At 67.8% G+C, this 20,020-nt stretch carries 19 protein-coding genes and 1 other RNA gene; 7 read left to right on the forward strand and 13 right to left on the reverse strand.

The features are described from left to right. The first annotated feature begins 121 nt into the window (after positions 1–121). A complete protein-coding gene (locus GGR71_RS12850; RefSeq protein WP_304951793.1) occupies positions 122–1,393 on the forward strand; it encodes an Nramp family divalent metal transporter in 1,272 nt (423 codons plus the stop codon). 4 nt (positions 1,394–1,397) lie between these two features. Here the strand turns inward: GGR71_RS12850 and GGR71_RS12855 are convergent. The 7 genes from GGR71_RS12855 to GGR71_RS12885 all read right to left on the reverse strand — a co-directional run bounded on the left by GGR71_RS12855 (position 1,398) and on the right by GGR71_RS12885 (position 4,890). Next, a non-coding RNA gene (locus tag GGR71_RS12855) (sX9 sRNA) lies at positions 1,398–1,473 on the reverse strand. 164 nt (positions 1,474–1,637) lie between these two features. Further along, positions 1,638–1,868 carry a hypothetical protein gene (locus GGR71_RS12860; RefSeq protein ID WP_160963571.1) on the reverse strand — a complete coding sequence of 77 codons (231 nt, stop codon included), beginning with the start codon at positions 1,866–1,868 and terminating at the stop codon, positions 1,638–1,640. A 78-nt stretch (positions 1,869–1,946) separates the two neighbouring features. Continuing rightward, positions 1,947–2,249, reverse strand: a complete 303-nt coding sequence (locus GGR71_RS12865) for a hypothetical protein (RefSeq protein WP_160963569.1) — start codon at positions 2,247–2,249, stop codon at positions 1,947–1,949. A 187-nt stretch (positions 2,250–2,436) separates the two neighbouring features. Further along, positions 2,437–2,751, reverse strand: a complete 315-nt coding sequence (locus GGR71_RS12870) for a hypothetical protein (protein WP_160963567.1) — start codon at positions 2,749–2,751, stop codon at positions 2,437–2,439. A gap of 114 nt (positions 2,752–2,865) precedes the next feature. Then, positions 2,866–3,255: a hypothetical protein gene (locus tag GGR71_RS12875; RefSeq protein ID WP_237474621.1), complete on the reverse strand. Its 390-nt coding sequence runs from the start codon at positions 3,253–3,255 to the stop codon at positions 2,866–2,868. Between the two features lie 270 nt (positions 3,256–3,525). Beyond that, positions 3,526–3,978 (reverse strand): VOC family protein, encoded by a 453-nt coding sequence (locus tag GGR71_RS12880; RefSeq protein WP_160963563.1) that lies wholly within the window; start codon positions 3,976–3,978, stop codon positions 3,526–3,528. Between the two features lie 81 nt (positions 3,979–4,059). Next, a complete protein-coding gene (locus GGR71_RS12885) occupies positions 4,060–4,890 on the reverse strand; it encodes a helix-turn-helix transcriptional regulator (protein ID WP_184452015.1) in 831 nt (276 codons plus the stop codon). A 576-nt stretch (positions 4,891–5,466) separates the two neighbouring features. Between GGR71_RS12885 and GGR71_RS12890 the strand changes: the two genes are divergently transcribed. Further along, positions 5,467–6,981: an MASE1 domain-containing protein gene (locus GGR71_RS12890; RefSeq protein WP_184452017.1), complete on the forward strand. Its 1,515-nt coding sequence runs from the start codon at positions 5,467–5,469 to the stop codon at positions 6,979–6,981. Here GGR71_RS12890 and GGR71_RS12895 read toward each other — a convergent pair. From GGR71_RS12895 to GGR71_RS12910, 4 genes are all read right to left on the reverse strand, one after another. Then, entirely contained in the window at positions 6,965–7,384 is a 420-nt protein-coding gene (locus GGR71_RS12895) for a hypothetical protein (RefSeq protein WP_160963561.1), read from the reverse strand. The two genes, GGR71_RS12890 and GGR71_RS12895, sit on opposite strands and share 17 nt — an antisense overlap. A gap of 343 nt (positions 7,385–7,727) precedes the next feature. Then, positions 7,728–9,893 (reverse strand): ATP-binding protein, encoded by a 2,166-nt coding sequence (locus tag GGR71_RS12900; RefSeq protein WP_160963559.1) that lies wholly within the window; start codon positions 9,891–9,893, stop codon positions 7,728–7,730. Between the two features lie 278 nt (positions 9,894–10,171). Beyond that, a complete protein-coding gene (locus tag GGR71_RS12905; protein WP_160963557.1) occupies positions 10,172–11,173 on the reverse strand; it encodes an alpha/beta hydrolase in 1,002 nt (333 codons plus the stop codon). Positions 11,174–11,290: 117 nt separating this feature from the next. Next, positions 11,291–12,178, reverse strand: coding sequence for a LysR family transcriptional regulator (locus tag GGR71_RS12910; RefSeq protein ID WP_160963555.1), 888 nt, complete (start codon positions 12,176–12,178; stop codon positions 11,291–11,293). Between the two features lie 107 nt (positions 12,179–12,285). On the opposite strand from GGR71_RS12910, the gene GGR71_RS12915 reads away from it, so the two are divergent. Then, positions 12,286–13,857: a proton-conducting transporter transmembrane domain-containing protein gene (locus tag GGR71_RS12915; protein WP_160963553.1), complete on the forward strand. Its 1,572-nt coding sequence runs from the start codon at positions 12,286–12,288 to the stop codon at positions 13,855–13,857. 26 nt (positions 13,858–13,883) lie between these two features. Then, positions 13,884–16,319, forward strand: a complete 2,436-nt coding sequence (locus GGR71_RS12920; RefSeq protein ID WP_160963551.1) for a YbcC family protein — start codon at positions 13,884–13,886, stop codon at positions 16,317–16,319. Positions 16,320–16,428: 109 nt separating this feature from the next. Here GGR71_RS12920 and GGR71_RS12925 read toward each other — a convergent pair whose 3' ends face one another. After that, positions 16,429–17,328 carry a LysR substrate-binding domain-containing protein gene (locus GGR71_RS12925; protein WP_160963549.1) on the reverse strand — a complete coding sequence of 300 codons (900 nt, stop codon included), beginning with the start codon at positions 17,326–17,328 and terminating at the stop codon, positions 16,429–16,431. Positions 17,329–17,442: 114 nt separating this feature from the next. Here GGR71_RS12925 and GGR71_RS12930 point away from each other — a divergent pair, with 114 nt between their 5' ends. From GGR71_RS12930 to GGR71_RS20910, 3 genes are all read left to right on the forward strand, one after another. Continuing rightward, positions 17,443–18,075, forward strand: coding sequence for a DsbA family protein (locus tag GGR71_RS12930; protein WP_160963547.1), 633 nt, complete (start codon positions 17,443–17,445; stop codon positions 18,073–18,075). 56 nt (positions 18,076–18,131) lie between these two features. Next, the gene (locus GGR71_RS12935; protein WP_202405182.1) at positions 18,132–18,962 is read left to right on the forward strand and encodes an MBL fold metallo-hydrolase; all 831 of its coding nucleotides are present in this window, start codon (positions 18,132–18,134) and stop codon (positions 18,960–18,962) included. 191 nt (positions 18,963–19,153) lie between these two features. Then, positions 19,154–19,351 (forward strand): nuclear transport factor 2 family protein, encoded by a 198-nt coding sequence (locus GGR71_RS20910; protein ID WP_221237697.1) that lies wholly within the window; start codon positions 19,154–19,156, stop codon positions 19,349–19,351. Between the two features lie 20 nt (positions 19,352–19,371). Here the strand turns inward: GGR71_RS20910 and GGR71_RS12945 are convergent, their stop codons facing one another. Then, positions 19,372–20,010, reverse strand: a complete 639-nt coding sequence (locus GGR71_RS12945; protein ID WP_160963545.1) for a DsbA family oxidoreductase — start codon at positions 20,008–20,010, stop codon at positions 19,372–19,374. Positions 20,011–20,020: the final 10 nt, after the last annotated feature.

Here is a 20,020-nt window from a genome sequence, read left to right on the forward strand (position 1 = left end):
ATATACTCGTTTGCACCCTGCCCCACCCCCATTTGTTGCCATGGCCGCCCCCCTGCCACTGCCCCATTCCGCTGCCGCGCACGCCAGCCGTGACGAGGCGCGCCGCCCCAGCCTGGGCAGCATGCATGCCAGCGTCGCCGTGCCACGCAGCGGCCTGGGCTGGCGGCGATTCCTGGCCTTCCTCGGACCCGGCTACATGGTCTCGGTCGGCTACATGGATCCGGGCAACTGGGCGACCGACATCGCCGGCGGCTCGCACTTCGGCTACCTGCTGCTGTCGGTGATCCTGCTTTCCAACCTGATGGCGATCGTGCTGCAGGGCCTGGCGGCGCGCCTGGGCATCGCCACCGGCCTGGATCTGGCCCAGGCCTGCCGCGCGCACTATTCCAAACCAGTGAACTTCCTGCTGTGGCTGGCCTGCGAAGCGGCCATCGTCGCCTGCGACCTGGCCGAGGTGATCGGCACTGCGATCGCGCTGAAGCTGCTGTTCGGCATTCCGCTCACCGCCGGCGCGATCATCACCTCGATCGACGCGCTGCTGGTGCTGTTCCTGATGCGCCGCGGCTTCCGCGCGCTGGAAGCGTTCGTGATCGCCTTGCTGATGGTGATCTTCGCCTGCTTCCTGGTGCAGATCGTGCTGGCGGCGCCGCCGCTGCGCGAAGTGCTGGCCGGCTTCATCCCACGCGCGCAGGTGGTGACCGACCCGGCGGCGCTGTACCTGGCGATCGGCATCATCGGCGCGACGGTGATGCCGCACAACCTGTACCTGCACTCCTCGATCGTGCAGACCCGCGCCTATGAGCGCAGCGATCAGGGCCGCCGCTCGGCGCTGCGCTGGGCGCTGGCCGACAGCACCATCGCGCTGAGCCTGGCGCTGTTCGTCAACGCGGCGATCCTGATCCTCGCCGCCGCGGTGTTCCATGCGCACGGCCGCACCGACGTGCAGGAGATCGAACAGGCCCACGAACTGCTGGCGCCGATGCTCGGCGTCGGCCTGGCCTCGACCCTGTTCGCGGTGGCGCTGCTGGCCTCCGGCATCAATTCCACCGTCACCGCCACCCTGGCCGGGCAGATCGTGATGGAAGGTTTCCTGCACCTGCGCCTGCCGCCCTGGGCGCGGCGCCTGCTGACCCGCGGCCTGGCGATCGTGCCGGTGGTCGCGGTGACCTCGCTGTACGGCGAACAGGGCACCGCAAAGCTACTGGTGCTGAGCCAGGTGGTGCTTTCGATGCAGCTGCCGTTCGCGGTGATCCCGCTGGTCCGCTTCGTCACCGACAAGCGCCGGATGGGGTCGCTGGTGGTACGCCGCTGGCTGGCCTGGCTGGGCTGGGCGATCGCAGCGCTGATCGTGGTGCTCAATCTGAAGCTGCTGGCGGATACGCTGCTGCACTAAGAGTGGCGAACGAAACGTCGCGAGCAGTCGCCAGGTGAGTGCGGACGGCGCGGAGGAACTGCAATGTACAAGTGGTACATGAGGATTCCGAGCACCGTCCGCGCCCGCCTGGTGGCTGCGCAGTAGTTTTGTTAGCCGCTCTAAGCGCGCTCGGTTACCGCTGGCCGCCTCGGCGTCGCCTTACCGCAGCAGCCCTGCAGCGCGACGACCCCACTGCACGCGATCGTGCAGTGGGCGATACGGCTCAGGCGCCACTGGCGGGCACGGCCGCGCCATTGCGGGCGAAGAACGCATTGGCCGCCGGGCGGAACAGCAAGAACACGGCCACGGCGAACAGCAGCACGCCCGGGATCAAGGCCAGCGTCATCGGCGAGGTGGCGAAGGCGATCACCATGCCGATCAGGCTCCAGGCGAGGTAGCGCGAACGTCCCCAGACGAGCACGTTGAGGATGGCGATCGCGCATGCGCCCTGCACCAGGAGGCCGACATAGCCGATGACGTACTGGATCGACAGCGGAACGGCCGCATTCCCCCAACGTGCGGTAGCGGAACGTCAGTGCAGGCGCGCGGCGATGATCTTCTCGCACAGGAACACGTCGCTGGTGCCATGGCGCACCCGGCAGTACCTGACGAAGTCCTGCCGGCGCCGGGCATCCAGCGTGACGTACGCATCGATGTCCAATCCACGCCGGGCGGGATTGTCGAAGTACAGCGTCCACGTCGGCTCGGACTTGATGAAAGGCTCCCACAGCACCCCGACCTCGTGATCACCCACGATCTTGTCGAAGCCGATCCACAGCCAGCCGCCGACCATCAGCAAGATCAGGCCAATGCCTACCTTCTGGCATACGCTCATGGCGACGTTGCCCGGACCGGGCAATTGCCGCGCTGACCGGCGTACCAAGCATGACGCTGCTGGCGGATACCGCGCTGCAGGGAATGCTGCCGTGTCGCGGCAAGCGTCGAGGTGTGTATGTCGGCAGCATGTACCCATGCATCAACCACGCTCACGACACCCAGCCGATGCGCACCGGTTCGCCAGATCACCGCCCGAGCAGTCCGACGACGAAGGCAAGCACGAGCGCGATCGGAACGAAGAACACCAGCACCATCACCAGCTTCTGCGGGATTCTGTTTGCGGACAAGCCGAATTCGCGCGCGAAGCGGAGCGCCAACCCCAATGCAAACGGCCAGAACATCAGGTGTCTCAGCAGTTCCGGATCATTCTGTATCTCTCCACTGTCGATCTGCGTGCCAAGGCCATACAGCAACAGGCAAACGAAACCGGATGGCACCAACAGCAACCACAGTAGTGCGCCAATCGTGGGCGGGACGAAGGTGATATTGGCCAGACGCATGGGCTTTCTTCTCGATGACATGACGAACGTGGAGGGGATGCGGCAACGGCGGCATGCGCCTGTCGCGCATCGCCCACCGATCCGACTGCACCCATGGCGCAGTGCCGATGCATGTCAGATTGCGCTGGTGTGATTGGCCGCTCCGCGGCTGGCGAAGAACGCATTGGCTGCTGGGCGAAACAACAGGAAGACGACGACCGCGAACAGCGCCATTCCTGGAATCAATGCCAACGTCATCGGCGAGGCGGCCACGCCGACCGCCGTGCCGACCAAGCCCCAGACGACATAGCGCGCGCGTGCCCATCCGAAGCCGCCGAAGATGCCGGCAGCGCATGCGAGCTGCACCACGGCGCCGTGGCAGCCGAGGGCGTCCTGGATCGACAAGGGAACCGGGTCTTGCCGCATCGCCGCTGCTGCGGCCACGTCGCTGTCGTCGAGCGCGGACAGCAGCAGCGAAAGCACGCACGAGGCAATCAGCAGGCAGGCGATGGCGGTGAGAGACATGGGACGGCGGCACGACATGCTGGACCTCGACCTGATGGGACACGCTGCTACGAAAGGCTGGATGGCCAACGCGTCGTGGCAGGCAGCCCCTTTTCAAGACGCACGACGGCTGCAAATCCCCCACTGCCGGCCGACACCTCGCCTCACCCGATCCTGGATCGACCAGCCCGAGGCTGGCGTGCAGACGCTCCCACGCGCGCTGGACGACGGCGACATGGCCCGTCGAGCGCACCGCGCCCGGCGCAAATCAGCCGCTCTCCGCTGCTCCGATCACACCTTGGCCGACGTATCGAACAGGGCCGTGTAGCGCCGCTGCATCTCCTCCGGCGTCACCGACTCGATCGCGTGGCCGATCAGCCAGCGGTGGCCGAAGGGATCACGCACGGTGCCGGAGCGTTCGCCGTAGAAGTGGTCCTGCATGCCGCGTTCGAGCGTGCCGCCCGCGGCGACCGCACGGGCGACCAGCGCATCGGCATCGTCCACATGCAGGTGCAGCGTGACCGGCGTGGCGCCGAGGTGCTCCGGGCTGCGCACGCCCATCTCCGGATACTCCTCCGACAACATCAGCGTGTGGCCATCGAGATCCACCTCGGCATGGCCGATGCGCCCATCCGGCTCGGTGAGGCGGAACAGTTCGCGGGCGCCGAACGCGCGGGCGTAGAACGCCAGCGCGGCAGCCGCGTCGCGTACGCACAGGTAGGCATAGAGCTCGTGGATCGCCATGGCATGTCCTTGTGTGGGCCAGGTGCCCATTGTGGAACCCCGCACGCGCCGCGTCTTGCAGGAAATTGACCTGCACCGCGATCAGCGCGGCACATGCCGCGGGGTGGCAGGATCGGCCATCCGACGCCAGGCGGAAGGAGTGACACCGGCCACGCTGCGGAACGTGTTGGCCAGGTGCGCCTGGTCGGCGAAGCCACAGGCGTGGGCGATCTCGGCCCAGCCTAGCGATCGATCGCACGCCAGTTCCAACGCCTGCGAGAAGCGTTGCAGCTGCAGCCATGCGTTCGGCGCCAGACCGGTCGCTTGCCGGAACATGGCGATGCAATGCCGGTGGCTGAGTCCGCTGGCGCGCACCATGGTCTCCACGCGCAAGCCCGGATGCCAGCCCCCCGGAAGCAGCACGCGCAGCGCCGGATGCAGCAAGGGCGGGCGGCCGCAGGCGCGGTCGGTCAGCCAGCGTTCGAATGCAGCCAGCCGCGTCGGCGCATCGGTGCACGCGTGCAGTCGCTCCTGCAGTGCATCGACCTCGCCTGCAGGCAGCAGCAGTTGCAGTGGCGTGTGATGCCCAGCCAAGGCCGATTCGGGCACGCCGAGCAGCACGCTGGCGGCGCCGGGACGCAACATCGCACCGACCGAGGCCGCAGGCTGCGCGACATCGCGTACGTGGTACGCCGTACGCACCCCGCCGACCACCGCGTGGCCCAGGCAATGGCCGTGCAGATCGGCCGCGTGGTCGAACACCCGCAATGGTGCGCCGCCGATCCGCACGGCGAGATGCGTGGCACCGGTCGGCAGCACATGTTCGCGCGCAGATGGCCGCGCGGCCGTCTGCGCCAGTGCAGGATCGTGCGCCCACACCGATGTCACCAGGTCGCGCAACGCGGAAACGGGAGGCCGATGGACGGAAGCCATGGCGCGATGCTACGCCTCCCCCTCCCCTGCCGGTAGCCCGCCCGACGCCATGCCTTGCCGTCGCTGTGGACACGATGATCGGTGGCCGACACATACGCTTGAGCACGTCTCTGCACGATGTCGACACGGCATCGCACCGATGCAGGTGCCGAGAATCCGTTTCGCAGCGGGGTTTGACGCTGCACCTCGAGATTGCGGCATCGAAACCCCTTGCGTCAGGACGTCTGGCGCTTCTCGGCGAAGGCCAGCACGCGACTGGTCGCCGCCGTCCGTCGAGCGCTACCGGACCTGCGCGCCGCAGCTGCCGTGTTCGCCCGCTCGGCATCGAAGCAGTCCAGGCTGTGTCGCCGCATGCAAGAGCGGCACGCCTGACCACGCCGGCGCGCCATCGCGAATGGAGGAAGTGGTGGTGGCGCCATCGCAGACACGTCTGCACAGACACGGAAAGAACGAACGCGCGCCTGCGTCCGCTGGTCACTTGCGACGCATCTCACACTGTCGTGCGTACCACCAACTGTCTACCCTCGCCGCAGATCCGGCTTATACAGTAGTCGCGACACACCACGGATGGCGGGGATGGCCGCGGCAAGAGACTTCGCCAAAGGCGTTCTACTGAGCGCCGCTTATTGCGCCGCCTTCCTGCTGGCGTGGCGCTGGTCCGTGGACCAGTGGTATCTGCCGGCAGGTGTACGCGTCGCCAGCCTGCTGTTCCTGCCGGCGCGGCGCTGGCCGTGGTTGCTGGCAGGCGATGCCGCCGCGTTGTTGACGCTGCGCATTCCCATGAGCGAGACCTGGGGCGCGAGTGCCGCCTGGGCGTACCTGAGTCCATTCCTGCTGATGCCGGCCGTGGCGCTGGTGCCGGTCCTGGTGCGTCAGCGCGTTCCCGACCTCGCGCGCAACGATCACTGGCTGCTGCCACTGGCGCTGGCGACCGCGCTGTGGAGCACGCTCTGCAACATCGCCATCAACACCGCCTTGGGCGGCCCGGCCGGGCCGGCGCCGCTCGATGTTCTGCTGCGTTACTGGCTCGGCGATTACCTGGGCACCTTGATGTTCGTGCTGCCGGCGTTGCTGTGGTTGCGCCGCGACGAGCCCACGCAGATGCATGCCTCGCTGTTGCGCGAGGGGCTGGCGTCGATCGCCATGGTCGTCGTGCTGTCGGCGTCGATCGCCGGCGTGGACGATGCACTGCTGCGGCAGTTGCTGATGGTGCTGCTGGTGGTCCCGGCGATCGTACTGACGCTGCGCCATGGTTGGCGGGGCGCGGCGCTCGGCGTGGTCCTGGCGAACGTGGCGGTGGCGCTGTCCATGCCCAAGGTCGTGGCACCCGGGATCCACGACGCCGACGCGTTCGTGGTGCAGATCCTGCTCGCCGCGACGGCCACGGTGATGTTCGCGTTCGGGTCGCGCATCTCCGCGGCCTATCGGCACCTGCGCGACGACGGGCGCCTGCATGAGCAGGCACTGGCCTTTGCGCAGGCCGGCTACCTGTCCGCCGAACGCACGCTGCGCCGGCGGGTGGTTGACTACACCGATCTCAGTACGCAGATCAACAAGCTGCGCCGCGATGTGGTGCAGGATCTGCGCGCACGCGGCCATTACGCCGCCGCGATGCAGATGACCCGCACCGGCGTGATCCAGGCGCAACTGCTGGACGAGTACGTCACCGCACTCTACCCGCTCGGCATCGAGACCCATGGCCTGTACCCCACCCTGCACTCGCCGACCTTCGCCAACCTGTGTGCGACGGAGTTCCGCTGCCGCCTGCATGGCGATCCGCGGCGTCTGTCGCTGGGCCTGCAACTGGTGGCCTATCGCTGCATCCTCGACGCCATCGAGACGCTGCCGGTGGCCCACACCCACCTGCTGCGGGCGCGGGTCTGGCGTGCCAGAGGGCGGCAGGGCATCGCCATCCGCATCACCGCCGATGCCGCGATGCTGAGTGCGTTGCGGCGCCGACCGGAGGCGCCGGACCGGGAACTGGCGGTCCGCCTGCAGGCGCATGGCGGCACCTGCCGGCGCCGCCATGCGTTGAGCTTCAGCTTCCTGGTCTCCGAAAGCCGCGCCGCCGGCCTCACTCCACCGCCGTGACCTCCCACGCGTCGCCGCGCGCACCCGTGCGCAGCCGCACCTCCACATCCGCCGTCCGGTAGATCACGCGTGCAGGTACCGCAGGCGATGCCGTCAACGAGACGCGCCCGACGTCGCTGCCCATTGGCAGCACCCACAACGTCTTGCCGATGCGGCCGACCGCGGCACGGACCACGCCGCTGGCGTCGTTGATCTGCAGGTAGTTCACGCCATCGCGCGAGAACTCATAGACGCGCCAGGCCGAATCCGTGGCGAGATTCAGCGCCTTGGGCACGCTTTCGCCCAAACCTTTGCCCACGACCCCGTGCCCGCCGGAGGGGCAGCACGACTGCGCCTGCGCCTGAAAGGACAGCGCCAGCCCCGCTGCGACCACGATTGCCATGCCCTTCGCCTTCGTTTCCATTCCATCGATCCTTTCCCACCCGGGGAATTCCGCCTGCATCTCAGGCGCGATCAAGGTACGTGGTCCAGGCCGGGAAGCGGTCGACAAACGTCTTCATCAATGCCACGCGTCACTAGCGTCTCCCGCAGAGCCGCCACTGACACGTCGGCAACCAGCCGCAAACAGCGCTTCGCGTCCGAGATGCGGCGCGGACGCAGCGCCGCCCGGCTCCACTGTTTCGGTTTGCTTCAACATGTCCTGGCATCACGCTCCATTCCACGTGCAGCCGTTCCGCAGTGCGTCGCATCACCCCACAGCACCAACGCAACAGACGCCGCGTGCGACTGCGCCAATCCTGCCCTGGTCACGCGAGCCGGGCAAACAGCCCGTGCAACTCCGCAAATCCCACCGGCTTGACCAGATGCGCGTCGAACCCGGCACGCGCCGAATCGCGGCGATCGCCATCCTGCCCCCAACCGGTCAACGCGACGATGGTGATGTCCCTACCCCAGTCGCATTCGCGGATGCGGCGGCACGCTTCGTGCCCGTCCATGCCGGGCATGCCGATGTCCATCAGGATCACCTCGGGACGCATGCGCGCACCGATCGCCAATGCTTCCTCTCCGCCTCCAGCGGTACGCACGTCGTGCCCATCCAGCTCCAACAAGGCGGCCAGCGCCAGCGCGATATCCGCGTTGTGGTCCACCACCAGGATCCGGCGCGGCGCTTGCGCCGGCCTGACATCCCCCGCAGCCGGCACTGCGACCGGCGCGGCGTCGGCGGGAAGCCGCACGACGAACGCGCTGCCCTTGCCGGCCCCGTCACTGCGCGCTTCGACGGTGCCGCCGTGCATCTCGACCAGTTGTCTGACCAGCATCAGGCCAATACCCAATCCACCCTGGGCACGGTCCAGGGTCCGGTCCACCTGGGTGAACAGTTCGAAGATGGCATCGACCTTGTCGGCCGGAATGCCGGATCCGTTGTCCTGCACCACCACCTCGACGCTCCCCTCGGTCGCATCGATCCGTATCTCGATATCTCCCCCCGGAGGCGTGTACTTGCACGCATTGGTGAGCAGATTCCCGAACACCTGGGTGAGACGGACGGCGTCGCCCTGCAGGGGCAACGGCGCCTCAGGCAAAAGGACACGCAAGCGATGCCGCTGCTGATCCAGCGCAGGACGGCAGACCTCGACGGCCTGTTGGATCACCTCCGCCAGCAACAGCGGCTCGCGCCGCAGCTCCAGTTTTCCCTGCTTGATGCGGTTGACGTCGAGCAGATCGTCCACCAGCCGCACCAACTGACGTATCTGTCGCTCCATGACCTCGTGCGCCTTGCGCGACAGCGCCTCGTTGCCATGGGAGCGCTTGAGCACTTCCAGCATGTTGCGCAACGGCGCCAACGGGTTGCGCAGTTCGTGGGCGAGCATGGCCAGGAACTCGTCCTTGCGTCGCCGTTCCTGCGCCAGTTCCGCCTCGATCTGATGGCGTTCCACCAGTTCGGCGGCCTGCCGTGCGAGCAGGTCGATGTAGCGCAGCGCGTCCGTGTCGGGTCCACCCGGCCAGCGGTAATGGTTGTTGAGCATGCCGAGCAGCCGTCCGTCGCGGCTGAGCAAGGGCGTGCACTGGATGGAGCGGATCTGATCCTCCAGCACGATCTCCAGCCCTAGCGTCCCCTGGAGGCCTTCCAGTTTCTCCACATCGGCCACGACCAGGCGCTGGACCTGCTTTGCCGCTTCCCCGCAACTGGCATCCCAACCGTCCTCGCGGAAATGCTCGACCAGCCGCGGCCCCAGGCCCTGGTGCACGACGATCCGCAGGGTCTTTCTGACCGGATCGAAGATCTGGATGTTGCCCTTGTCGGTTCCCGAGATATCGGCTGCCGCCGCGAGAATCTTCTGCAGCAGCGGCTCGAACTCCCCCGGCCCCACCAGCTCGGCACTCAGTTCCTGCAGCCGGGCCAGCGCCGCCATCTCCTTGCGCAGATGCGCGGCCGCCCGTTCCCGCTCCACCACGATGCTGGTCGCCAATGCGCCGAACTCGGCGACCTTCCGCTCCCACGCATTGGTCTGCCGCGCTTCTGAAAGACACAGGAAGAACGATCCGACCGCCTTGCCGCCCTGCCCGATGGCCGGATGCGAGTAACACGCCAGGATGCCGTTTTCCAGGCAAAGCGCGCGCCAGGGCGCGGCCCATTGCGGCGCATGCGCCACGTCATCGCACTCGACCGGATGCCCCTCATGGATGGCAGTGCCGCAAGTGCCGATGAGCGCTTCCCCGATGGGCAAGCCGCGGATGGCGGCAGCGAACGCAGGTGGAAAATGCGACGAGTACCCATCGCCCATCGTGCGGCGGTCCGGGCTCGCCAGCAGCACGCACGCACGGGCGTCGGGGACAAGGCGACCGACGGCATCGGTGAGCGCATCCAGGCACGCCTCCATGGGCGTGCCGGACGCGATCATGAGCAGCGCCTTTCGCTGCTCCGCATCCAGGCACGCATCGCGCTGGGCCTGTGCCAGTTCTCGGTACACGCGCACCTATTTACATGACCGCCGCTGTGTTAATCCATAACACTGGAGACGGTTCGTCGTGAAGGAAACCGAGAGCCATTGAAAGAGCGGCTGTCACGGCTCGGCGGAAGGGGCATGGTGGCATAGGTGCCGTGTGAAGCGTGTGCGACATGCATCAAGGTCTGCAGCGCGCATGCCGGTGGAACCGGTCAACGGCACAGGCTCTACAACGAAGCAGAGGAGCAGGGCCTTCCGTGGATTGTCCCAGAAGGGCCGGACGGAACGGCGGTCAGATGGGCTCACCCGGGGCACACTGCACCCCAGCGTGCCTTGGCGAAACGTACTACCTCATCGGCCAACTCCCTGTCCTCCGGCGTATTTCCCATGAAGCCGCCATGGGGCATCGCCTCGAAGACATGCAGTTCGGCCGGGACACCGGCCCTGCGCAATGCGCGGTGCATGCGCACGGTATTGGACAGGAACAGGTCTCGGGTACCCGACTGCAGGAACATCGGGGGAAGGCCGGCGAGATCGCCGAACAGCGGCGAAAGATAGGGATGCGACAGGTCTGCTGCGCCAGCGTACAGCTGATTGTTCCGCATCAGCGAGCCAGGCAGCACGACATCGACCATCTGGTTGACCTGAAAGCTGTCGCCAGACTCGGTCAGATCGACCTCGGGCGACAGCATGATCGCGGCGGCAGGCATGGGAAGCCCCTCGTCTTTCGCGCGCAAGAGCATGGCGAGCGCCACATTGCCGCCCGCCGATCGGCCGCCGACGATGACGCGCGATGCGGCGTGGCGCTCCAGGACATGGCGATACGCTGCGATGGCATCGTCCAGCGCGGCAGGATGGGGATGCTCCGGCGGCAACCTGTAATCGACGCCATAGCAAAGCACTCCGTGCTGATCCGACTGCATCCTGGCCTGTGCACGGCAAGCCTCGCCGCCACCGAACACCAGTGCGCCACCATGGAAGTCCAGATAGGCGCAGCCATGCTGCAAGAGCGTCTCCGGTGTCGCGACGTGGATGGTCGCATCACCTATGCGAATCGTTTCCACGCTGGACCGCAGCGTCGTGGCAAGTCCTCTGACGGAGGCCGCATAATGCGCGTCGGCCGCACCCTTGACCGCCATCCAACCCGCATGGTCGTCCGGCAACGGCATCGTGTAGCGAGCGTTCAATGGAACGCCATCCGCATCCACCATGCGTTCGAGGTTCGCACGCGCCTCCGGGCTGACCGACGAGGGAAACGGCACCAGGCGTGCCGGCAAGGAAACGCCCTGTTTCTGATTGCTCATATCGGTTGGACATCCTTCTTTTTTGGAATCTGCGCCAACACGGGACATGGTGCCGTTTCGAGCATGCGTCGCCGAAGCAGAGGGTTCGACCCGTCCTAGCGCGCGAGCGGGGTAGAGCTAAAAACCTCCTGTCGCCGATGGCTGCAGCAGCAGCCGCACCAACGGATTCGGGAAGCGCCGCGACATGGTGACGGCGTGGAAGGTCTCCACGATGTCCGGCAGTTGATCGCCTTCCACCAGCACGCCGGCGGCGATCTCGTCCTTGACCACGATCGGCGGGAGCACGGCCAGGCCGATGTCCTCGCGCGCCAGCAGGCGCATCATCGCCATGTCCTCCACCTCGGCCACGATTTGCGGCCGCACGCCCAGGCGATCGGCCAGGGCGTCGAAGCCCGCACGCACGCTGTTGTCCACCGTCGGCAGGATGATGGGGTGGTGGCGAAGGCGATCGGCGATGCTGGCGGCATGGCCCAAGCGATCCGGCGTGCCGACCAGGCTGACCGGGCGCTCGGCGAGCCGATGGGTGACGAACGGGGTCAGTGCGTCGCCGGCGGGCGCCTGATTGAGCAGGACTACGTCGAGGTTGAGGGCCTCCAGTGCCCGCAGTAGTTCGCCCGCACTACCCGAACGCAGGATCAGGTCGATGTCGGGACGGCCGAGCAGCGGCCGCAGGAACTCCAACTGGAAGTTGCGCGACAGCGTGGCCAGCGAGCCGACGCGCAGCGCCTGCCGTGCGGCGCCGGTCTGCCGCAGCGTGCCCAGCAGTTCATCGCCGGTGGCGAAGATCGCGTCGGCGTGGTCGAGCACGATCTGCCCCGCCTCGGTCAGATGCAATTGCCGCCCGCGCCGCTCGAACAGCGCATGGCCGAGACGCTCCTCGAGCTTGCGGATCTGCACCGACAAGGCCGATTGCGTGAGGTTCAGCCGTTCGGCAGTGCGGGTCAGGTTGCCGTCGTGGGCGACGGCCCAGAAGTAGCGCAGGTGGTTGTAGTTCAGGGCGGCCATCGTTCGATAATAACGAACGATATTATGAAAACAATGAATTTTTTTCTGACCCCAGCGATCTCTATCGTGGCGCCGCCCGCCACTGCGCTCGATCCAAGGGGATTGCCTTGTCGCTCTATCTGCTGCCGCTGTTTGCACCGTTTCTGCTGCTGGTCGCCGCCGGGTTCGGCTTCGTTCGCAGCGGCCGGCGTCCCCGCCTGCTGCCCACCGTTGCCGAAGGTGCCGCACTCGGCGCGCTGTGTGTCGCCATCGCCTCGCTGGCGCTGCTGATCGCCCGAGGCCCCGGCGACAGCGGGATGATCGGCTGGCGCGGCATCGGCCTGTCGGTCCGGCTCGACGCGGTGAGCACCACGATGTTGCTGTTGGTCGCCTTCGTCGGCTGGATCGTGGTGCGCTACACCCGCACCTATCTCGATGGCGAGGCACGGCAGGGCTATTTCACCGGCTGGCTGTGCGTCGCGCTCGCGGCGGTGCTGCTGCTCGTGCAGGCTGGCAACCTGCTCCAGGTCATGGTGGCCTGGATCGCGACCAGCATCGCGCTCAATCGCCTGCTGCTGTTCTACCCGCAACGCGTCGCGGCGCAGCGCGCCGCGCGCAAGAAGCGCCTGTTCTCCAGCATCGGCGCCATCGCCCTGGTGAGCGCGGCGGTGCTGCTCTGGAACAGCCTGGGCACGACGGACATCGCCACGATCAACGCCCTGGCCCGCAACGGTCAGCACGGCTGGCCACTGACCGCCGCCGCTGCCCTGCTCGCCCTTGCCGCAGTGCTGAAATCGGCACAGTTCCCGACCCACGGCTGGCTCACCGAGATGATGGAAGCGCCCACGCCGGTGTCGGCGCTGCTGCATGCCGGCGTGGTCAACGGCGGCGGCTTCCTGCTGATCCGCTTCGCCGACCTGATGCTGGCCGCCCCTGGTGTGCTCGCCGTGCTGGCGATGCTGGGCGGGTTCACCGCGCTGTTCGGTGCGCTGGTGATGCTGACCCAGCCCGCGGTCAAGACCTCGCTGGCCTGGTCCACGGTCGCGCAGATGGGCTTCATGATCCTGCAGTGCGGGCTGGCGCTGTTCCCGTTGGCACTGCTGCACATCGTCGCGCACTCGCTGTACAAGGCGCATGCGTTCCTGGCCTCCGGCGGGGCGGTCGAGCAGGTGGCGTCGATTCGCCGGCCCGGGCCGGTGGCGGTGCCGGATGGGGCGGCGGTCGGCCGCGCCTTCCTGATCGCGCTGGCGATCTACATCGGCATCGGCGCCGCCTTCGGGTTCGCCTTCGGCTTCGGGCACAAGTCGCCGCAGGCGCTGGCCCTGGGCGCCATCCTGATCTTCGGTGTGGCCTATCTGCTGGCCCAGGGCCTGGCCGATGCGGCGCCGCGACCGCTCACCCGAACGACCGCGCTCTACGCCAGCGCCGCCGCGGTCGGCTACTTCGCGCTGCAGACCGCGGCCGAATGGCTGACCGCCGGCGTGCTGCCGGCAACGCCGGCGCCGGGCCGGCTGGAGTGGACGCTGATGGCGCTGGCGGTGCTGAGCTTCGGCCTGGTGGCAGTGGCGCAGGCACTGTTCCCGCTCTGGGCGACGCACCCGGCCGCCGTCGGACTGCGCGTGCATCTCTCCAATGGGCTGTATGCCAACGCCACGCTCGATCGCCTGCTCGGCGGCTGGTCCGTCCGCAAGAGCTCGTGACTCCCTAACCGCCAGGACACCCCCCAATGCTGATGACCACGACCGACGCGCCGCCCCTGTCCCACGCGGCGATCATCGCCGCCGCTGCGCGTGCGGCGCGCGCCATCCCGCCGCTCTGGCCGCTCGCCTCGAGCGTGGCGGTCAATCCCTTCCTCGGCCAGACCGGCGAGCCGCTGGCCACGGCGGCGGCGCGTCTGCGCAGTGCCGCCGGCATTGCGCTGACCATGCCGCGGTCCTGGTATGCGCAGCGATTGCAGTCCGGCGAGATCGCCGATGAGGATCTGCAGGCGGCCTGGCACGACGCACCGGCCGCACTGCGTCCGGCGACGGTGTCCGCGCTCAGGTACGCCCTCGAGACCGCGCGCCCTGCCCCACAGGCGATCCCAACCGTCGCCGATCTGGCGCGCGACGCGTCGGCGATCGACTGGCCGGGCATCGTCGACGAGCGCATCGGGCACTGGGCCGCGGCCTATTTCGACCAGGGCCAGGCGCTGTGGGTCGCCGGCCAATCCGGTGGCGCCTACAGCGCCTGGCGTCAGGTCGCGACGCACGATCTGACACCGGAAATTGCCGGACTCACCCGATTCGCCCAGCAGGTCGCGGACGCGCCAGCGAATGCCCAGGACGCGATCGTCGAGGGTGTCGCCCGCCTCGGCCTCGTGCCCGACGCCCTGGACGGCTATTTCCACCGACTGCTCACCACGCTGGGCGGCTGGAGCCAGGTCGCCCGGTATCGGCTCTGGCAGGCCGAGTTGAGCGGCGGAACCGATGCCTGCATCACCGATCTGCTCGCCATCCGCCTCAGTTGGGAAGCCGCCCTGCTGGGCAAGGTCGGTGTGGCGATCGGACCGCAGTGGCGAAGCGCCATCGCGGCCTACGCCACGCCGGTGGCGGCGACGTCGGACGACGTCGTCGACAGCATCCTGCAGGAAGCAGCGGAACGCGCGGCGCAGCGGCGGCTCGACACCCTGCTTGCAGCACCCACCGCGCTTCCGGCGACGCCCGCCCGGATGAAGGTGCAGATGGCCTTCTGCATCGACGTGCGCTCGGAAGTGTTTCGCCGCGCCTTGGAAAGCCTCGATGCCGGCATCCAGACCCTGGGATTCGCCGGGTTCTTCGGGCTGGGCATCGGTCATCGGCGATTCGCCTCGGACGTGGTCGAGGCGCGCCTTCCGGTGCTGCTGATGCCGGCGCTGCACACCTGCGCGGGAGAGGCGACGCCGTCGATGTCCGAGTCCGACCTCGCCGCACGGATCGCGGCCCGCGCCAAGCGCGCCTGGGGCCGCTTCAAGCTGGCCGCCATTTCCTCGTTCGCCTTCGTCGAGGCCACCGGCCCGATCTACGTCGCCAAGCTGCTGCGCGATGGACTGGGACTGACGCGGCGCTCGGCGCCGAACGACCCCGCGCCGCGCCCGGCCGAGGCGCTCGACCTCGACACGCGGCTGAGCATGGCCACGCGCATCCTCAAGGCGATGTCGCTCACCACCAGTTTCGCTCGGCTGGTCGTGATCGCCGGCCATGGGGCCAACGTGGTCAACAATCCGCATGCCAGCGCCCTGCACTGCGGCGCCTGCGGCGGCTACTCCGGCGAAGTAAACGCGCGGCTGCTCGCCGCGCTGCTCAACGACCCCGAGGTACGTACCGGTCTTGCCGAACGTGGCATCGCGATCCCCGCAGACACGCTGTTCCTGGGCGCGCTGCACGACACCACGACAGATGCTGTCACGCTCTACAGCGCCGACCATCCTTCGCCCGAGCATGCCGCCGACATCGACCAGGTGGCGCGTTGGCTGCACGCCGCCGGCGCGCTGGCGCGGGGCGAGCGTGCGCTGCGCCTGCCGCGCGCGCAGCACAGCCAGGATATCGCGCCTCGCGCCCGCGACTGGGCCGAGCTACGCCCGGAATGGGCGTTGGCCGGCTGCCAGGCCTTCATCGCCGCGCCGCGGGCGCGCACGGCGGGTCGCGACCTGGCAGGACGCGCCTTCCTCCACGACTACGACTGGCGCCGCGACGAGGGCTTCGGCGTGCTGGAGCTGATCCTGACCGCCCCGGTCGTGGTCGCCAGCTGGATCAGCCTGCAGTACTACGGATCGACGGTGGCGCCGGAGGTCTTCGGCGCCGGCAACAAATTGCTGCACAACGTCACCGGCGGCATCGGCGTGGTCGAAGGCAACGGCGGCCTGCTGCGTGGCGGGCTGCCCTGGCAATCGGTACACGACGGCGAACGGCTGATCCACGAACCGCTGCGGCTCTCGGTACTGATCGAAGCACCGACGGACGCGATCACCGACATCCTCGAACGCCATCCGCAGGTTCGCGCGCTGTTCGACAATCGGTGGCTGCTTCTGTTCGCGCTGGACGACGAAGGGCGCATGGCGTCGCGCTACACCGGCGAGCTGCGCTGGGAGTCGGGTCATGGCGATGCGCCGTCCAAGCACAATCCGGCGTCGGCGCTCGCCTGACGCCGCGTCTCCCCGTCTCCCGTTCGCGCACGCGGGCGGGAGGCGGACGTCGGTTTCTCTGGCGCAGCATGCAAATGCAGCGCGTGAGCGCGCGCGCGCCGCACCAGCGTCATGCTGCGATCTTGCCGGCGCCAGCAACGAGCATGTCGACGAATGCGGTGACCTTGGATGGACGGAAGCGCGCCGTCGGGTACACCACGTGGATGCCGCCGGCCGGCAACGACCAGTCCGACAGGACCGCGACCAGTGTTCCGGCTGCCAGGGCATCTGCCACCAGGAAATCCGGCAAGACTGACACCCCGCCACCGGCCATCGTCGCCGCCAGCACCGCCGGCGTCGCGTTGGTCGACAGGGCTTGGCGCATGCGCACCGTGCGTCGCTCGAAGTCGTCCTTGACGAAGTGCCAGATCAACGGCTCGCGCAGCGCGCTGTTGGCGACGAACGGAACCTGGGCGAGATCGTCGGGGTCTGCCACCGCCAGGCTCCTGGCCAGTTCCGGCGTGGCGACCAGGCACTGCCGGAAGCCGCCGATGCGCCGCGCATGCAGGCTGGAATCGTCGAGCCAGCCCACCCGGATGGACAGATCGACCTGGCTGGCGACCGGATCGACGCGCGTATCGGCCAGGATCAGCTCGACCTGGCACGCCGGATGGCGCCGGGTGAAGGCGGCGGCGAGCGGCGCGATCCTGGAGGTGCCATAGTCATTTGGAGCAGCCACCCGCAGCACGCCGCTCGGCTCGACATTGGAGCGCGTCACCTCGCCGATGGCATCCTCGACCTGGCGCAGCACGCTCACGCTGCGCGCGTGGAGCAATCGCCCGGCCTCGGTCGGCTCGACCCGACGGGTGGTGCGCATCAGCAACGCCGTCTTCAACTCTGCCTCGAGCTTGGCGACCTGCTGGCTGACCACGGTCTTGGTGATACCCAGCCGTTCGGCCGCGCGCGTGAACGAGCCGGTGTCCACCACGGCCGCGAAATAGGCCAGCCTGTTCAGATTGACGGCTTCCACGCCGACCTCGCCACACTGTAAGCCAATGACTTACAGACTATAGCATTACGCATTATTTATCCGTCAATCTCGGTTCGCTAAGGTGGCCGCACCTCCTCTCAAGCGGACCCCACCATGCGCATCACCTACCTCTTCGATCCTCTCTGTGGGTGGTGCTACGGCGCCATCCCGGCCCTGGACCAGCTTGCGCAGGTCCCTGGCGTCAGCGTGCGGCTCGCCCCCACCGGCTTGTTCGCCGGCGAGAATGCGCGGCCGATGGAGGCGTCCTTCGCCGCCTACGCCTGGCAGAACGACCAGCGTATCGCCCGCCTCACCGGGCAGGCGTTTTCCGAGGCCTACCGTAGCCAGGTACTCGGCGCGACCGGCACGCTGTTCGATTCGGCCCCCGCGACGCTCGGCGTGGTCGCGGTTGGCATCACCGCGCCGGAGCGCGAACGCGAGGCGCTCAAGACCCTGCAACGCGCCCGCTATGTCGACGGCCGCAACACCTCCGATCGCGCGGTCGTGGCAGCGGTGCTGTCCGGCGCAGGCTTTGCCGATGCCGCACAGCGCGTCGTCTCGCCCGATGCCGACGTGCTCGCCGCCTATCGCGCGCGCATCGATGCCGCACGCGGCGAGATGGCGCGTTTCGGTGCACAGGGCGTTCCCACGCTCGTCGTCGACGACGCGCACGGCAGCCGGCTGTTGCCGAGCGATCTGCTGTTCGGCGACCGCGACGCCCTGGCCGCGCATCTGCGCGCCGCCTGAGCTCCCCCGACCCTTCATGCCCACTTCCTGCACGCTCGAATCCAAGGAGACCTGCAATGACCAACGACCGCCAGACGTCCACATTGACCTGGACCCATTTTCCCGCCGGCCAGAACGGCTTCTTCCGCGCGCCGGTGCTGTTGACCGGTGCAACCGAAGCGCTGCTGATCGACGGCGGCTTCACCTACCCCGACGGCAAGGCGGTAGCCGAGGCGATCAAGGCCACTGGCAAGACGCTGACGACGATCTACGTCAGCCAGTCGGACCCGGATTACTACTTCAGCCTCAAGCCGGTGCGCGAGGCCTTCCCGCAGGCCAGGGTCGTCGCCGCCTCCGACACGCTTGCCGCCATCCAGGCCAATGTCGAAAAGAAGCTCGCCGTCTGGGGACCACAGCTCAAGGAAAACGGTCCGCAGACGCTGGACGACATCGTCCTGCCCGAGGCGTTCGACGGCGCCTCGCTGTCGGTCGATGGCGAGACGGTCGAGATCGTCGCCGCCCAGGGGCTGGCCAATCGCCGCTATCTCTGGGTACCGTCGCTGCACGCCGTGTTCGGCGGCGTCATGATCTTCTCCGGCGTGCATGTCTGGACGGCCGATACGCAGACGAAGGCGCAGCGTGCTGCCTGGATCGCCAATCTGGATGCGATCGCCGCGCGCGCGCCGGCGGTCGTCGTGCCGGGCCATCTGACGCCCGACGCGGCGCCCGACCTGTCCGCCATCGCCCACACCAAGGCCTATCTGCTGGCCTTCGAGGAGGAGCTTGCGACGGCCAAGGATGCTGCCTCGCTCAAGGCGGCGATGGAAGCGCGCTTCCCGAACCTCGGCATGGGCATCGCCCTCGAGATCGGCGCCAAGGTCGCCACCGGCGAAATGCCGTGGGGCTGAGATGACCGATAATCGCGAACTGATCCGGAGGACCTACGACGGGTCCTCCGAGGAGAATGGCAAGCAGTTGTTGGCGGTGCTGTCGCCCGATATCGAATGGACGGAGGCCGAAGGTTTCCCCTACGCCGGTACCTATGTCGGCGTCGAGGCGCTGATGCAGGGCGTCTTCCACCGCCTTGCCACGGAATGGGATGACTACAAGGCCAGCGTCCACCTATCTTGCCGATGGCGAGCGGGTGGCGGCCTTCGGCGTCTACTCCGGCACCTACAGGGCGACCGGCACATCCATGACCGCGCACTTCGCGCATCTCTACGAACTGCGCGAGGGCCGGATCGTGCGCATGCAGCAGTATGTCGACAGCGCGATGGTGCGACGCGCGATCGACTGAACGATAAGAAAGGCATCGCATCAGGGAGGAATCGCAGCAGATGCGGCGCGGATTGCCGCCGCGATCTCGTCCTCGCTGCGCCCCCCAGTGATGGCAACGCGTCCCGCGAAGACGAAATGGGGAACCGAACGGACACCGGCATCCGCCGACCTGGCCGCTTCCACCTCGACGCGACGATGCTGCGCAGGATCGAGCGCGATGGCACGCGCCTGGTCGCGGTCGAAACCGTAGTCGGCTGCGATGTCGGCCAGCACATCCGCGTCGGCGATGTTCTTCGCAGCGATGAAGTAGGCATCGGTGATGGCGACGGCGAGCCGGTGCTGCGTGTCGCGTCCAGTGGCGGCCAGGATCAGCGCATGTGCCGCCTGGGTCGGATAGGTCCAGAGCTGGCGACCGAGATCCAGGTCGAAACCCGACGCGCGTGCTTCTCCCTCGGGACGCGCGAAGGCGGCCTTCGGATCGGTGATGCCGTAGCGCGAGCGCAGCAAGTCGGGAATGTAGAGACCGCCCGCCGGCGCATCCGGCAGCAGCAAGACCGGATGCTGCCGGATGTCCACGGCCAGGTCGGGGAAACGCTCCGCCAGCACCTTGTCGAGACGGTGATGTCCGACGAAGCACCAAGGGCAACTGATCTCCGTATAGAGGTCGATTTTCAACATGCCAGATCTC

This window comes from Xanthomonas sp. F1 (assembly GCF_014199855.1).

Coding starts and splice junctions, on each gene's coding strand:
- GGR71_RS12865 (WP_160963569.1), bottom strand. CDS start 2,249: ATGAGCGTATGCCAGAAGGTAGGCATTGGCCTGATCTTGCTGATGGTC.
- GGR71_RS12910 (WP_160963555.1), bottom strand. CDS start 12,178: ATGGCCGCCCTGAACTACAACCACCTGCGCTACTTCTGGGCCGTCGCC.
- GGR71_RS12875 (WP_237474621.1), bottom strand. CDS start 3,255: ATGTCTCTCACCGCCATCGCCTGCCTGCTGATTGCCTCGTGCGTGCTT.
- GGR71_RS12870 (WP_160963567.1), bottom strand. CDS start 2,751: ATGCGTCTGGCCAATATCACCTTCGTCCCGCCCACGATTGGCGCACTA.
- GGR71_RS12895 (WP_160963561.1), bottom strand. CDS start 7,384: ATGGAAACGAAGGCGAAGGGCATGGCAATCGTGGTCGCAGCGGGGCTG.
- GGR71_RS12850 (WP_304951793.1), top strand. CDS start 122: ATGCATGCCAGCGTCGCCGTGCCACGCAGCGGCCTGGGCTGGCGGCGA.
- GGR71_RS12920 (WP_160963551.1), top strand. CDS start 13,884: ATGCTGATGACCACGACCGACGCGCCGCCCCTGTCCCACGCGGCGATC.
- GGR71_RS12930 (WP_160963547.1), top strand. CDS start 17,443: ATGCGCATCACCTACCTCTTCGATCCTCTCTGTGGGTGGTGCTACGGC.
- GGR71_RS12880 (WP_160963563.1), bottom strand. CDS start 3,978: ATGGCGATCCACGAGCTCTATGCCTACCTGTGCGTACGCGACGCGGCT.
- GGR71_RS12890 (WP_184452017.1), top strand. CDS start 5,467: ATGGCCGCGGCAAGAGACTTCGCCAAAGGCGTTCTACTGAGCGCCGCT.
- GGR71_RS20910 (WP_221237697.1), top strand. CDS start 19,154: ATGACTACAAGGCCAGCGTCCACCTATCTTGCCGATGGCGAGCGGGTG.
- GGR71_RS12945 (WP_160963545.1), bottom strand. CDS start 20,010: ATGTTGAAAATCGACCTCTATACGGAGATCAGTTGCCCTTGGTGCTTC.
- GGR71_RS12905 (WP_160963557.1), bottom strand. CDS start 11,173: ATGAGCAATCAGAAACAGGGCGTTTCCTTGCCGGCACGCCTGGTGCCG.
- GGR71_RS12885 (WP_184452015.1), bottom strand. CDS start 4,890: ATGGCTTCCGTCCATCGGCCTCCCGTTTCCGCGTTGCGCGACCTGGTG.
- GGR71_RS12935 (WP_202405182.1), top strand. CDS start 18,132: ATGACCAACGACCGCCAGACGTCCACATTGACCTGGACCCATTTTCCC.